Source organism: Arenibacter catalasegens (assembly GCF_002909235.1).
GTDB classification, from domain to species: domain Bacteria; phylum Bacteroidota; class Bacteroidia; order Flavobacteriales; family Flavobacteriaceae; genus Arenibacter; species Arenibacter catalasegens.
The window spans coordinates 110,347-124,224 of sequence record NZ_PHQQ01000002.1 but is presented as its reverse complement, the minus strand read 5'-3'; the positions used below and the strand labels follow the sequence as shown (position 1 = coordinate 124,224).

17 protein-coding genes are annotated in these 13,878 nt (G+C 38.4%); 10 read left to right on the top strand and 7 right to left on the bottom strand.

The window, feature by feature from the left end; translation table 11 throughout:
- Nucleotides 1-14: 14 nt before the first annotated feature.
- Nucleotides 15-1,493 carry an acetyl-CoA carboxylase biotin carboxylase subunit gene (gene accC / locus CWD90_RS02410; protein ID WP_103474341.1) on the bottom strand — a complete coding sequence of 493 codons (1,479 nt, stop codon included), beginning with the start codon at nucleotides 1,491-1,493 and terminating at the stop codon, nucleotides 15-17.
- 13 nt (nucleotides 1,494-1,506) lie between these two features.
- Nucleotides 1,507-1,986, bottom strand: a complete 480-nt coding sequence (locus CWD90_RS02405; protein WP_103474340.1) for an acetyl-CoA carboxylase biotin carboxyl carrier protein subunit — start codon at nucleotides 1,984-1,986, stop codon at nucleotides 1,507-1,509.
- 615 nt (nucleotides 1,987-2,601) lie between these two features.
- Here CWD90_RS02405 and CWD90_RS02400 point away from each other — a divergent pair.
- From CWD90_RS02400 to CWD90_RS02355, 10 genes are all read left to right on the top strand, one after another.
- Complete coding sequence (locus tag CWD90_RS02400) at nucleotides 2,602-3,108, top strand: c-type cytochrome (protein ID WP_103474339.1); 507 nt, start codon at nucleotides 2,602-2,604, stop codon at nucleotides 3,106-3,108.
- A 19-nt stretch (nucleotides 3,109-3,127) separates the two neighbouring features.
- The gene (locus CWD90_RS02395) at nucleotides 3,128-3,709 is read left to right on the top strand and encodes a fasciclin domain-containing protein (protein ID WP_103474338.1); all 582 of its coding nucleotides are present in this window, start codon (nucleotides 3,128-3,130) and stop codon (nucleotides 3,707-3,709) included.
- A gap of 34 nt (nucleotides 3,710-3,743) precedes the next feature.
- On the top strand, nucleotides 3,744-5,705 hold the full coding sequence (gene nosZ, locus CWD90_RS02390) for a Sec-dependent nitrous-oxide reductase (RefSeq protein WP_103474337.1): 1,962 nt from the start codon (nucleotides 3,744-3,746) through the stop codon (nucleotides 5,703-5,705).
- Nucleotides 5,706-5,836: 131 nt separating this feature from the next.
- A complete protein-coding gene (locus tag CWD90_RS02385; RefSeq protein ID WP_103474336.1) occupies nucleotides 5,837-6,481 on the top strand; it encodes a hypothetical protein in 645 nt (214 codons plus the stop codon).
- Between the two features lie 18 nt (nucleotides 6,482-6,499).
- Nucleotides 6,500-6,934, top strand: a complete 435-nt coding sequence (locus CWD90_RS02380; RefSeq protein ID WP_239986439.1) for a nitrous oxide reductase accessory protein NosL — start codon at nucleotides 6,500-6,502, stop codon at nucleotides 6,932-6,934.
- A 122-nt stretch (nucleotides 6,935-7,056) separates the two neighbouring features.
- A complete protein-coding gene (locus CWD90_RS02375; RefSeq protein WP_103474335.1) occupies nucleotides 7,057-7,350 on the top strand; it encodes a cupin domain-containing protein in 294 nt (97 codons plus the stop codon).
- Nucleotides 7,350-8,588, top strand: a complete 1,239-nt coding sequence (locus CWD90_RS02370; protein ID WP_103474334.1) for a nitrous oxide reductase family maturation protein NosD — start codon at nucleotides 7,350-7,352, stop codon at nucleotides 8,586-8,588. Before CWD90_RS02375 ends, CWD90_RS02370 begins: the two co-directional genes overlap by 1 nt.
- Nucleotides 8,585-9,295, top strand: coding sequence for an ABC transporter ATP-binding protein (locus tag CWD90_RS02365; RefSeq protein ID WP_103474333.1), 711 nt, complete (start codon nucleotides 8,585-8,587; stop codon nucleotides 9,293-9,295). Before CWD90_RS02370 ends, CWD90_RS02365 begins: the two co-directional genes overlap by 4 nt.
- Nucleotides 9,288-10,070 (top strand): ABC transporter permease, encoded by a 783-nt coding sequence (locus CWD90_RS02360; protein ID WP_103474332.1) that lies wholly within the window; start codon nucleotides 9,288-9,290, stop codon nucleotides 10,068-10,070. The genes CWD90_RS02365 and CWD90_RS02360 overlap by 8 nt, the downstream gene beginning before the upstream one ends.
- A gap of 77 nt (nucleotides 10,071-10,147) precedes the next feature.
- A complete protein-coding gene (locus CWD90_RS02355) occupies nucleotides 10,148-11,317 on the top strand; it encodes a hypothetical protein (protein WP_239986438.1) in 1,170 nt (389 codons plus the stop codon).
- Here CWD90_RS02355 and CWD90_RS02350 read toward each other — a convergent pair.
- The 5 genes from CWD90_RS02350 to ric all read right to left on the bottom strand — a co-directional run bounded on the left by CWD90_RS02350 (nucleotide 11,314) and on the right by ric (nucleotide 13,878).
- On the bottom strand, nucleotides 11,314-11,718 hold the full coding sequence (locus tag CWD90_RS02350; RefSeq protein ID WP_103474330.1) for a group III truncated hemoglobin: 405 nt from the start codon (nucleotides 11,716-11,718) through the stop codon (nucleotides 11,314-11,316). The genes CWD90_RS02355 and CWD90_RS02350 overlap by 4 nt on opposite strands.
- Before the next feature lie 132 nt (nucleotides 11,719-11,850).
- The gene (locus tag CWD90_RS02345; protein ID WP_103474329.1) at nucleotides 11,851-12,192 is read right to left on the bottom strand and encodes a 2Fe-2S iron-sulfur cluster-binding protein; all 342 of its coding nucleotides are present in this window, start codon (nucleotides 12,190-12,192) and stop codon (nucleotides 11,851-11,853) included.
- Between the two features lie 6 nt (nucleotides 12,193-12,198).
- Nucleotides 12,199-12,492: a hypothetical protein gene (locus CWD90_RS02340; RefSeq protein ID WP_239986437.1), complete on the bottom strand. Its 294-nt coding sequence runs from the start codon at nucleotides 12,490-12,492 to the stop codon at nucleotides 12,199-12,201.
- Between the two features lie 10 nt (nucleotides 12,493-12,502).
- Nucleotides 12,503-12,964, bottom strand: a complete 462-nt coding sequence (locus CWD90_RS02335) for a hemerythrin domain-containing protein (protein ID WP_103474328.1) — start codon at nucleotides 12,962-12,964, stop codon at nucleotides 12,503-12,505.
- A 188-nt stretch (nucleotides 12,965-13,152) separates the two neighbouring features.
- The gene (ric, locus tag CWD90_RS02330) at nucleotides 13,153-13,878 is read right to left on the bottom strand and encodes an iron-sulfur cluster repair di-iron protein (protein WP_103474327.1); all 726 of its coding nucleotides are present in this window, start codon (nucleotides 13,876-13,878) and stop codon (nucleotides 13,153-13,155) included.

Sequence of the window (13,878 nt, the reverse complement as noted above, 5' to 3'; positions counted from 1 at the left end):
GGTACATTTACTGCTTATCGCTCTGTTCTTTTTTGTGGCCAATTGGAGTTTTCATGTTCAGGAAGCTTTATTTTATCCTTATTCTCCAGAAACAGTTTCAGTCCCACCATGGCTGCTATTTTACGTTCCTGTCCATATTTAAGGTGTAAGAATTCCGGAGTGAAGTAGTTCTTGATAAAATGGGTGTCGAAATTCCCTGATGAAAAGGCCTCATGTTCACAAACAAACTTCCCAAAGGATAGGGTAGTGGAAATCCCCTTGATCTTAAACTCCGAAATTGCACGGATCATTAATTGAATGGCTTCCTCGCGATTTTTACCGTAGGTTATTAACTTGGCCAACATGGGGTCGTAATAAATGGGAATGGTCATGCCTTCCTCAAAACCGTCATCTAGTCTTATACCTTGTCCCTGTGGGCGCTTATAGGTTTCCAATGTGCCCATGCTGGGTAAAAAATCATCTAAAGGATCCTCAGCATAGACCCTAACTTCCAAGGCATGACCTGTTATTTTTAAATCTTCCTGCGAAAATGCCAATTTTTCTTTTCTGGCGATTTTTATTTGTTGCTCTACCAAATCAATACCAGTAATTAATTCTGTTACCGGATGCTCTACCTGCAAACGGGTATTCATTTCTAGAAAATAAAATTTGTTTTCACTATCCAATAGGAATTCCACGGTTCCTGCACTTACATAGTCACAGGCCTTGGCTACCTTTACGGCCGCTTCTCCCATGGCTGTTCTTATTTCCTGGGTCAATATGGAAGATGGAGCCTCTTCCACAACCTTTTGATGTCTTCTTTGTATACTGCATTCCCGTTCAAAAAGATGTACAATGTTGCCATAGGTATCGGCGAGAATTTGAATTTCTATATGTCTGGGAGATTCAATATATTTTTCTATAAAGACGGAACCATTTCCAAAAGCTGCTTTGGCTTCGCTTATGGCGCGCTCCATTTGATCTGGCAATTCGGAAAGGTGGTGGACCACCCGCATGCCTTTACCACCACCACCGGCGGAGGCTTTTATTAGGACAGGAAATCCGATTTTTATAGAAATTTGCTTGGCCAAAGCAATATCGGTAATGGCCTCATCTATTCCAGGTACCATGGGGATATTATAACCTCTTACAGCCTCCTTGGCCGCTAATTTATCACCCATAACTTCTATGGCATGTGGTTTAGGACCTATAAAACTTATGCCGTTTTTGGATACCAGTTGGGCAAAAGTGGCATTCTCACTTAAAAAGCCATAGCCTGGGTGAATACCTTCAGCCTTGGTCTGCAAGGCTGCATTCATTATTTTATCCATATCCAAGTAAGATTCGGAAGAGGGTGAATTTCCCAAATGCACCGCTTCATCGGCAAAGCGTACATGGGGCGCTTCCCTATCTGCATCTGAATAAACGGCAACGGTCTTTATTCCCATCTTTCGGGCTGTTCGCATGATGCGTAAAGCTATTTCTCCCCGGTTGGCAACCAATATTTTTTTCATCCTAAAACTAAAATTATTCCATTTCAATTATAATCTGTCCTTTGTCAACAGCATCATTGACATTGACTTCAATGTTCTTTACTATGCCTTCCCCAGAGGAAGTAATGACGTTTTCCATTTTCATGGCCGATAGCACGATCAAGGGGGTCCCTGTCACAACCTTCTGCCCTATCGTGGCCATAATAGCGATAATAAGCCCTGGCATAGGGGCCTTAATGCTGTTTATTTTATGAGTTTTGGTGGTTAATAAACCCATTTTTTCAACCATTAGATCGTATTCGTCCCCAAGGGTCATTTCATAACTATTACCGTTAACCTCTATCGTCATTGTTTTGTTGGTGAAATCGGCATTCAAGACTTTAATGATAAAAGATCGGTTGTTCTGGATGGTATGATATTGATGTTTTCCAGTTTTAATAATATCCATGGATTCAATATCCTTTGGGCTAATATTAAAATTTTCTTTATCAATAGTGATATTAAATTGGGTCATACATTAGAGGTTCATAACTCGGCACAGGATTATATAAATAAAAACAAAATGCCAAGATTAATTAGCTAAAAATAATTAAAGGGAATATAAAGTACCCACTAAAGTTAAAATGGCAATAACCATTAAGTAACAGTGGGCATCCTACATATCCCAAACTTGTACTTTCAATTTTAAGGTTGAAAGTAATTCCGAAATAGCCCTAAATCATATTGGGTCCTTCATTCCAATAATTCTGGTTTAGTACTTTCACTAAGATATATAAAAGATTTAAATGCCATATGCATCAGGGCTATTTCCATATCCCTCTGATTCTTGAGTTTTTATAGGTGGTTAGGTAAGCTATTTATAATCAACTATTTGAAGTTTATTTAAAAGATTGTTTCTCTAAAAAGAAGCTGTATATAGATTTCACTTCCCTTATAATTTTAAAAAAGGACATTTTTATCCTTAATATGATTTTTATCATGTTTTTTGTTTCAATGGCTGCCTAATTTTGTCCAAATGAAATGTTAAAACGAATAATCGATTAGTACAATTGACAATTTTATTGACATGGATTTGCCAAGTACAATTAATTAATAATCAAGTGACCTATAACAATTAAATGATAAGCAGATGAAAATAATTTTAAAGAGTAGCGCAGTTCTATTTTCAGTTTTGATGATGAGCTGTGGGGGTAAAGAAGAAAAGAAAAAAGAAGGTTTTAGTGTAGACAGGGCAAAAACGACAACCGAGCAAGCTGCACCAGCTCCAGCGGCAGATGCAACGAAGGCTTCGGAAACCGTGGATTTGAGCAATAAGGGAGTTGGACCCATTACCTCCGTAACCTTGGCGGCCGAAATAGATCAGGAAATGGCTAAAAAAGGCGAGGAAGTTTACAACCAAATGTGTCTGGCCTGTCATAAGGTAGGTAAGAAGTTCATCGGACCTCCACCAAACGGTGTTTTGGAAAGACGTAGTCCAGAATGGGTCATGAACATGATTTTGAATCCTGAAGTTATGGTTAAGGAAGATCCTTTGGCAAAAGCCTTATTGGCCGAATTCAACGGCGCTCCAATGGCCAATCAAGGTCTAACCGAAGAACAGGCCAGAGCAGTATTGGAATACTTTAGAACCTTATAATATTAAAATATACAAAACTATGTTACCAACAACCAATATAAAATTATTGATCGTATCATTTCTGATGCTGGGCCTTGCGTTCAGTTGTAAAAATGAAGCAAAGACGGCATCTTCTCCAACTCAGGACAATGTTGGAACGGAGGAAGTGGAAAAACAGGGACAAGCCTTTATAGAGAATGATGGTTCTACGCCCAATGTATTACAAATAGCCATAGGCTCCCCGGACCATACCACCTTGGTGGCGGCTGTACAAGCTGCGGAATTGGAAAACGTCTTGGTGAATGCAGGACCGCTAATGGTATTTGCCCCTACCAATGAGGCTTTTGCCGCCCTACCGGAAGGCACTGTGGCAGACCTTTTAAAACCGGAGAATAAAGATGCTTTGGCAAATATTTTAAAGTTTCATGTTACTGCCGGCAATTATAGCAAGGATTTTTTAAAGAAGTTTAAAAAATTGGGACAGGCAAATGATCAGAACACTATTGTTGAAGTAATAGGTGATGATGTTTTTGTTGGTGGCGCAAAAATTATTGCCAGTATACCAGCCGGCAATGGAATAGTACATGTGGTAGATAAGGTAATGTTACCTCCTACAGAATAATTATAAAACTCAATAATCAATTAAATTATAAATAATGAAAAAGCATACCTATTTAGTATTGGGACTCTTGGGCTTTGCCGCGCTATTGACTAGTTGTGGTAACGGTAACCAAGGTAAAGGTTCTTCCGGAGCATTAAACTCGAGCAATGCCGAAAAAGTCTATGTGGCGCCAGGGGAACATGACGAGTTTTACGCTTTTATGTCTGGTGGATATAGCGGTAACCTAACAGTTTACGGCTTACCTTCTGGACGAATGTTCAAGGAAATTCCGGTGTTTTCACAATTTGCTACCTCTGGCTACGGCTATTCGGAGGAGACCAAGCCCATGTTGAACACCTCTTTCGGTTTTGTGCCTTGGGATGATTCTCACCACCCGGATATCAGTCAGACCGATGGTGTATTGGATGGAAGGTGGATTTTTATAAATGGTAACAATACCCCCCGTATAGCAAGAATTGATCTTAAAACTTTTGAAACCGCTGAGATTATAGAGGTGCCAAATAGTGCTGGTAATCACAGTTCTTCCTTTATTACGGAAAACACGGAGTATGTGGTAGCTGGAACCCGTTTTTCGGTTCCTGTGCCTCAAGCCGATATGCCCATTAAGGATTACAAAGGCAATTTTAAGGGAGCACTTTCTTTTATTAGTGTAGATCCAGAAGATGGTCGAATGGATATTAAGTTTCAAATATTGATGCCAGGATTCAATTATGACCTATCACATCCAGGGAGGGGGAAATCGCACGGTTGGTTCTTCTTTACTACCTATAACACAGAGGAGGCCAATACCCTATTAGAGGTAAATGCTTCGCAAAATGATAAGGATTTTATTGCAGCTATCAATTGGAAAAAAATTGAAGAGTATGTAAACAACGGAGGTGGAACAAAAATGCCAGCTAATTATGCACATAATGTGTACAGTGATGAAACGCACACGGCTACTTCTACTATGATGAAAGAAGTACTTACAGTAGACCCTACCAAAATACCGGGGGCGGTGTTTTTCTTGCCAACTCCAAAATCACCTCATGGTTGTGATGTAGATCCTTCTGGGGAATATATTATTGGTAACGGAAAACTGTCAGCTGATTTAACGGTTCATTCTTTTGATAAAATGATTGCTGCCATTGAAGGCAAAAAGTTTGATGGTGAAGCCTATGGCATTCCCATCCTAAAATTTGAGGACGTGCTTGCCGGAACTGTAAAAAGTGGTGGTCTTGGACCATTACATACCGAGTTTGATGGGGAGGGTAATGCCTATACTACTTTCTTTATCTCTTCAGAGGTAGTTATGTGGAAACTGGGTACTTGGGAAGTTATTGATAGAAAACCTACCTACTATTCTGTTGGCCACTTAATGATACCCGGAGGCAATTCTAGAAAACCATTTGGTAAATATGTAGTAGCCATGAATAAGATTACCAAGGATAGGTATTTGCCTACAGGTCCAGAATTGGAGCATTCTGCCCAATTATATGATATATCGGGTGGAAAAATGGAACTTATTTATGATTTCCCCACACATGGTGAGCCACATTATGCAGCAGGAATCCCTGCGGAACTCTTAGCTCCAAAATCGCAAAAGATTTATAAACTGGCAGAAAACAAACATCCCTATGCCACCTTGGGCGCAACAGATGCCAAAGTGGTACGTGAAGGTAAAGATGTTCATGTTTACATGTCAACAATACGAAGTCATTTTACTCCGGATAACATTGAAGGAGTTAAGGTGGGTGACAAGGTCTATTTTCATATAACGAACCAAGAGCAGGATTTTGATGTACCACACGGCTTTGCAATGATAGGGGCCAACACTTCGGAATTGTTGGTTATGCCAGGGCAGACCAAGACAATAATTTGGGAACCCAAGCAAGTTGGGGTATGGCCATTCTATTGTACCGATTTCTGTTCGGCACTGCACCAAGAGATGCAAGGTTATGTTAGGGTTTCACCAGCAAGTTCCAATCTAGAACTTTCTTGGTCCCTTGGCGATTAGCTTCACTTATTTTTAGTTTTTAATAGAAAAAGCGGGTTTGGTTTATGAAACTGCCCGCTTTTTTAACAAGTTGAAAAAGAGGACAACCATCCAAGACATTTTTCGATTTGTAACTTATAAAGACCATAGTAATGAAAAAAGCAAGTTTATTAATGATTATTGGCCCATTGTTATTATTGGGTTTATTTGCCTTTCCTTTATGGAACATCATGCTGGGGGCACCGCAATATCCCGAGCCCTTGGGTATGAATATACATATTTCAGGAATTCAGGGAGTCTCTGAATTTGATTTGCAGAATATAGACGGACTCAATCACTATATAGGTATGAAGACCATACCCAAACCTGGTGAAATGTGGGAATTTGATACTTTTCCTATGATTATTATCGGAATGGTAGCCTTTGGAGTATTAATTGGGCTGTTGGGCTTTTTGGGAAAAGTAGATTACAAATTGTTTTTGGGCTGGTTTCTACTAATGTCTGTTTTGGGAATCTTGGGCATGTACGATTTTAATCAATGGTTAACCGACTATGGCTCCAATTTAGATCCACACGCCATAATAAAAGTGATTAATGAGGATGGAACGCCAATGACTTATAAACCGCCATTGTTTGGGAATCAAAAGATGTTAAATTTTGATGTAACTTCACTTCCAAGTACTGGTGGCTATATGATGTTTGTTGGAATGTCTCTTACTTTGGTAGCCTCATATTTAGGTTGGAAGAGCAAGAAGTCGGTGGTAGAAAAGGAATCAAAAGAAGCGGTGGCCGCATAAATTTAAAAATTTGAAGGTATGATGTACTACAGAATAGTTATGTTTTTATTCTTATTATTTGCAACTTCCTGTAGTATTGGTCCCCAACCCATAGCCTATGGGTCTGATGGATGTCATTTCTGTAGTATGACCATTGTTGATAGGCAACATGCAGCCGAAATTGTTACGGACAAAGGTAAAGTCTTTAAGTTCGATTCCAGTGAATGTATGTTAAATCATCTTAAGGATATAGGCAATAAACAAATTATCCTTTATTTGGTCAACGACTACGATCAACCTGGTGAATTAATAGATGCTACCAGTGCAACCTATCTCAAAAGTAATCGTATTCCAAGTCCGATGGGTGAATTTTTAACAGCCTTTAAAAGCGAGAAGGCGGCAGTAGATGCTCTATTGACTTATGATGGGGACTTAATGACCTGGGAACAATTAAAACTTAGATTTCAATTATAGGCAGTAGCATGGTGCCATAAAATTATAAAAGCAAGGGTAACCAGAACCAGGATAGATAAGTTTCATTTTTCCACGAGGACCCTGAGCATTAAAAAATTAATGCCTAAAATAAAACAACAGTTATGTACGTCATTAGCGATCAGATAAAAAATCAGGAATACAATAAGCTTCAGGTAAATAAATTGGTGAAAACTGAGGTTTTGGAAATATTGAACATCAGTTTGGAAAAAGGGGCGATTTTTCCTGAACATATTGCTCCTACAGATGCGCAATTGATCGTTTTGGAAGGGGAAATTATCTTTCATATCAATGGTAAATCCTATCCCATTAAAGGACAACAACACTTTAGTTTCCCCAAAGAAGTACCACATTGGGTGTTGGCCGAGAAAGACTCCAAATTCTTGATTATTAGATAATGGGAAAAAGAAGTATCCTTTTCGGTCTTTTATTGCTAGTCTTAAGTAATCATTTATGGGCAGAGACCATAACGGTCTGTAATTCCTGTAAGGTAAAGACCATTAAGGAGGGCGTAGCTGCGGCAGCAGATTTTGATACTCTTCTAATTAAAAAAGGAACCTATCGGGAATTCAATATTCAAATAGGGAAGCCCTTGACAATAATTGGGGAAAACTATCCCGTAATTGATGGTGAAGATCAAGGGGAGATTATAACTATAGTTTCAAATAATGTTACCATAGACGGATTGTTTATTATTAACGTCGGTACCAGTTACACGGCAGATTATGCCGCAATAAGGGTAGTGAAGAGCGAAAATTTTTTGATACAGAATGTGGTACTGGAGAAGTTGTTTTTCGGCATTTACCTGGAAAAGTGCAAGAACGGAAAAGTATTAAACAATAAAGTTACCGGTGATGCTGTAGATGAATACAATTCTGGCAATGGCATACAGCTATGGTATTCCCAAAACATAGTTGTTAAGAATAATATAGTTCAACATGTACGGGATGGCATCTACTTGGAGTTCTCTGACAACATAACAATTGAAAATAATATTAGTTCCAACAACCTTCGATATGGTCTGCATTTTATGTTTTCAAATGATGACATTTATAGGGACAATACTTTTGAAAATAACGGGGCAGGAGTTGCGGTAATGTTTTCCAAAAGAATAAAAATGTTGGGCAATACTTTTAAGAAAAATTGGGGTACCGCCTCATTTGGAGTGTTGTTGAAAGAAATAAATGATGCCGAAATCTCAAGCAATACTTTTGAAGAGAATACTATAGGCATCAGCATTGAAGGATCTAACAGGATAAATTATTCAAAAAATAGCTTTATAAGAAATGGTTGGGCCATTAAGGTACGGGGAGCCTGTTACACAAACACCTTTACCCATAATAACTTTATGTACAACTCCTTTGATCTAGCCTACAACAGTAATTTGAACGATAATATTTTCGAAGAAAACTATTGGAGCAACTATACAGGTTATGACCTGGACAGGAACGGCACCGGTGACATTCCCTATAGACCTGTGAAGTTATTTTCATATATCGTAAACAGAACCCCTGAAACTATTATTCTGTTGCGTAGTTTATTTATGGATATTATTGATTTTTCGGAGAAAGTATCCCCAGTATTTACACCAGATGAATTAGTAGATGCAAAACCGTTAATGAAAAAAATTAAATGATACACGTTGAAAGTTTATATAAGAAATTTGGCAAAAATAAAGTCTTGTCCGGATTGGAACTCGATATCGACCAAGGCGGTATTTTTGCAATCCTTGGGCCCAATGGCTCTGGTAAAACAACGCTGATCAAGACCATTCTGGGAATGGTGATTCCTAACAAAGGGACTATTTCAGTAATGGCTTCAAAGATCAAAAATAAGTGGAAGTATCGTCAGGATATAAATTACCTCCCCCAAATTGCCAATTTCCCAGGAAACTTAAAGGTTAAGGAATTAATAGCAATGATAAAGGACATTCGGCAAAAACCCACTGATGAGCAAAAGCTTATCAGTCTATTTGGATTGGAACCTTTTTTGGATAAAAAGCTGAGCAATCTTTCTGGAGGAACCAAACAAAAGGTAAATATTGTCTTAACCTTTATGTTTGATAGTCCCTTGATTATTTTGGATGAACCTACCAATGGACTAGATCCCATGGCACTGATTCGCCTCAAGCAACTTATTGCTGAAGAAAAGGCCAAAGGCAAAACCTTTTTAATTACCTCCCATATTATGCAATTTGTTGAGGAGGTTTCCGATGAGGTTGTTTACCTACTTGAAGGTGAAATTTACTTTAAGGGAACTATAGCCGAGCTTAAGACCAAAACAGGACAAACCAATTTTGAACATGCCATTGCGGCAATATCAACTCACAATAAGCATGATTAAGATACTAAAATACAGTTTTTACGACCTAATGCGGAGCAGATGGAGTTATGTTTATTTCCTGTTCTATCTGTTGTTGGGGTTTGTATTGTTGTTTTTGAACAACGAGCTGTCCAAAGCCGTTATTACCTTAATGAATGTTATAATAGTACTGGTGCCCCTAATAGGAACCATATTTGGGGTTATGTACTATTACAACTCCAAGGAATTTACAGAGCTCCTTTTGGCACAGCCAATAAAAAGGTCGTCCATATTTTTGGGGCAGTATTTAGGAGTAGCAGGCTCGCTTACTATGAGCCTAGTCTTGGGTCTAGGAATTCCCTTTGCCTTATACGGCTTGTTTGAGAGTAATGCCATTTGGGATTTTTCATTGTTGTTGATTACAGGAGCATTTTTAACTTTGATCTTTACGGCGGTTGCTTTTAATATTGCCCTATCTAACGAAAATAGGATCAAGGGTTTTGGATATGCCGTATTAGCTTGGTTGTTTTTGGCAGTGATATATGACGGATTATTTTTAATGTCTTTGATCGTTTTTGAAGAATATCCCCTGGACAGTTTTTCTTTGGTGGCTACCATGTTCAATCCAATAGATCTATCCAGAACTTTAATATTGCTAAAACTGGATATTTCCGCTCTCTTAGGGTATACCGGAGCTATTTTTAAGCAGTTTTTTGGCACTAATTGGGGACTTGTCATGTCCATATGTATGCTACTGCTATGGACTATAATTCCTGTTTGGCGATTAAGTTATGTAGCTAAAAGAAAGGATTTTTAATAGTACCTTTGGAAGAACCCCTATAAAGCGTGCTTAACACTAGGTTCCATATTAAAGTATCATTAAGCTATTTTTTATTGGCGGCATTCCTGGGGGTTGTATTGCGCACTTTTGTGGTAGTGCCAATACCGGTCAATTACCGCTTTATAGTCCATACACATTCCCATATAGCCCTTTTAGGCTGGGTATATATTGCGTTGACCACCTTGTTATATCATCTTTTTTTGAATAAGGATGAGCTGCAAAGGAAATATCGAAGGATTTTTTGGTTTACACAGATTTGTTTGTTGGGTATGTTGCTATCCTTTCCCTTTCAAGGATATGCCTTGTTTTCCATTGTTTTTTCGACCTTATTTTTATTAGCGTCCTATTGGTTTTCCGCTTTTTTTATAAAAAATGCTCCCAATTCCATAAAGAATACCAAAGCCTATAGCTGTGTAAAGACGGCCCTCTGGTTTATGATAGGTTCCAGTCTTGGACCGTGGGCCCTAGGTGGCATTATGACCGTTTTGGGACCCGAATCTATATGGTATAGATTGGCCATCTACTTTTACCTACATTTTCAATATAATGGATGGATGATACTGGCGTTGGCCGGACTCCTTTTTTATCTGTTGGAACAACAGCAAATTATTATTTCCCACAGGGCTTTTAGGAACTTTTTCTGGACAACGGTTTTAGGAATTGTATTGAGCTTTTTTCTGTCTACCCTATGGATAGGGCCAGAATTGATATATTATATTTTGGGAGGGTTGGGTGCATTTTTACAATTGATCGGCTTGGGTATCTTGATAAAAATCTGTTATGGAAACAGGTTGGTATTGCAAGCTGTTTTATCCAATTTTCAATTTGGCATTCTAAAATTGGGGGCCGCATTATTGATTGTCAAAATGATATTGCAATTGCTCACGGCAATGCCTTACTTCGCCAATTTGGCTTCAACCGTTTTGGATTTTACCATAGGCTATTTGCATTGGACCTTTTTGGGGGTCATAACCTTAGGCCTGTTCTTTTTTATGGAACTATTTGGATTGATAAAGCTTTCCAAATACAGCTATATATTTTATTTGATGGGCTTTGCAATAACGGAGGTGCTTATTTTTTATAAGGGGATGGCAGCCTGGTTGGGGTGGCCATTATTTGAAGGGTACTTAAGACTCTTGGCCATAGGCAGTTTTTTAATTCCTATTGCTTTGATACTGCTACTTTGGCAATCCAAGGGCGACATTCCAAAGTCCAAGCTTTAATCACTCTTATTCCTTTGCCTATGCTCGTATATCTGCATATAGAGCATGGTAGACATTTTTTGGGCCCTGTTTTTGGCTATCCATGCCACTTCTCCTTCAAAAAGTTCATCAATGGTGGCGAACCATTCGTTTAACCAAAGTCCAAAATGTTCGGGGGTTATAGTATGGTTCATTTTCTCGTCTACCTCTTGGTGGACTACAATGGGGTTGCCCATGTATTTTCGTTGTAACAATAATTGGCTCTCCCAAAAATCGGTAAGCAATTCCAAGTGACTGTCCCAATCTTTGATTATGCCATTGAAAATGGGTCCCAATGTTGGGTGTTTTCTGATTTTGGCGTAAAAATTAACCACTAAAAGATTAACATCCTGTCTTGTTTTTATTTCCGATTTTAATGACATACGTTTAATTTAATTCTTTGGGCAGATTACAAAGGTAGTTGGTTGAATTTTTAGTTGGTGATAATTATTCTTTTTTAAATGGCAACGGGTGTTCTTAGTATCTATAATTTCTACTTCTCGTGGGTCCACTAATTAATTGGTTCCGTAATCATTTTCTGTTATTATTTTAAAAACCATATTGTGCAACTCCGCATTGACAGGAATTTGACATGCCAATCTACTTTGTACGGAGGCACCATCCAGTTTGTACAAGGTATGTTTTTCATCGTGCTGCATTTTTGAACTTAAAGAGCCTTCAAGAATTTGAATGTGACATGTTCCGCACCAGGCCCTACCTTTACAATCTCCCCATTCCTGTAGGTATTTGTCAAAAAGAAGTTCCATTAGGCTATGATATTCGTTTAGTCTGAAATCGGCAGAATTACTATCCCCAAATTCGTCGATATACGTAAAGGTATACTTCTCCTGCTCCATTTATTTTTAAATAAGGTTTCCAATAATGGTTATGATACTGAAAAATACGCTTAAAACGAGTAGGTTAAAGGTTATTTTGGCACTCAGTCTGGCCAAAACGGCACCATTGTAGGCCATACAGAAAATGGTAACTAGGAAAAGTAACGTTAATTTGATTATGGTGGGCATATGGTTCATAAGAAGAACCATAGCAGCAACAGATCCAATACAACTTTGGCCAATAATGGCAATGGTGGAATATCCTGTTTGTTCCCTTTTAAACTCGTTTAGCAATTGATTGTAAAGCTTCATAATGTTCATTTTTTCGTTTTTATTCCCAAAACTTATCAGTGGTGCTGTCCAAAAACGTGGTTTCGTTATGATGATCCATAATGAATTGTAATTGTTGTTCGGTAGCTACCTTCTGAATTTCATGAAATAGCACGCGTTCTTCAAACCGTATATGTTGTTCCAATTCCTCCTCTATACGATTTAAGGACTTTTCTATTTCCAAATTGCTATTAAATAACCGGTGCAGCCTTCGGTGTTGGGCAATGGCTTTTTTGACCAATACATTATCATTCCCCAAAATGGGAAATATGTATTTTTCCTCCACCTTAAAATGTGGACTTAAATGGGTTTTATAAAACCAGTCTATGTAGTTCTTTATGCGTTCTATAGAGATACCCTTGGCAAAGCCCGTTCTAATTTTCCAAGATAATAGTAAGCCTTGATGATGGTCCCTGCTCAAAGGCTGTAAGGCCTTGTGTCTTTTAATAGGTTTTGTTTTCATAGTCATTATTTCATTTTTAGAATCTAAATTACCTTGAGTGGACACTTTTATTGAAGGGGCTTTAAGTATCGTCTATTAAACAGGAACCAAGACGGCACGTCAGGGGGGAATGAGTAGAGTCTTAATCCGTGCCGAATTGGTTTGCCTGCCTATTTCCATAATCATACTATTGTCCTTTGGGACACAATTTATTGGTTTAACTCTTTTTCTAGGGCTATAGCATTTGGGAAGAGAATGTTATTCTCCAAATGAATATGCTGGTGCAGATCTTCTTCGAATTCCTGTAGGAGGGAAAATGTTACACGGTAGGTATTACAGCCGTCCTCGGGAGGGGTGTAATTATCACTTAACTCTGCTATTAGCCTAAAGCGATCGCCTTCGTTCTCATGTTCCTCCATCATCATTTGTATTGGATTCTGAATAGTGCCAAAATGTTGTTCGGCCAATGGATTTCCGTGTTGTTTACTCTGGATCATTTTACGAATGGCAGGGAAAACAATCAGTTCCTCTTTTTTCATATGGATGGCAAGCTCTCCGGCACATTTGTTGAAATGTGCGGTAATTTCCAGCAGTTCTGGATGTTGCTCTCCGTGGACTCTGCATAGTTTGGCCAGATATTGATTTAAAATGGGCAATTGGGACTCCACATAACGGTGATGCTTTTTCTCTATATAGTCCGCCAGAAGATCTAAGGGCCAAGTTTTAAAATCGATATTGTTGTCGTTCTTTTGATCCTGTACAGTTTCAATTTCATTTATAAGGAGATTGACATCCAGCTTATTTTTTTCAGCCACGTCTACGATGCTTCTGTTGCCTTTGCAACAAAAATCTATTTTATGATTTTTAAATATTTGGGCAGTGCGATAGTTTTCCGCTACTATTTCCCCAATGTTTTTGGTCATTAAATTTTCCAT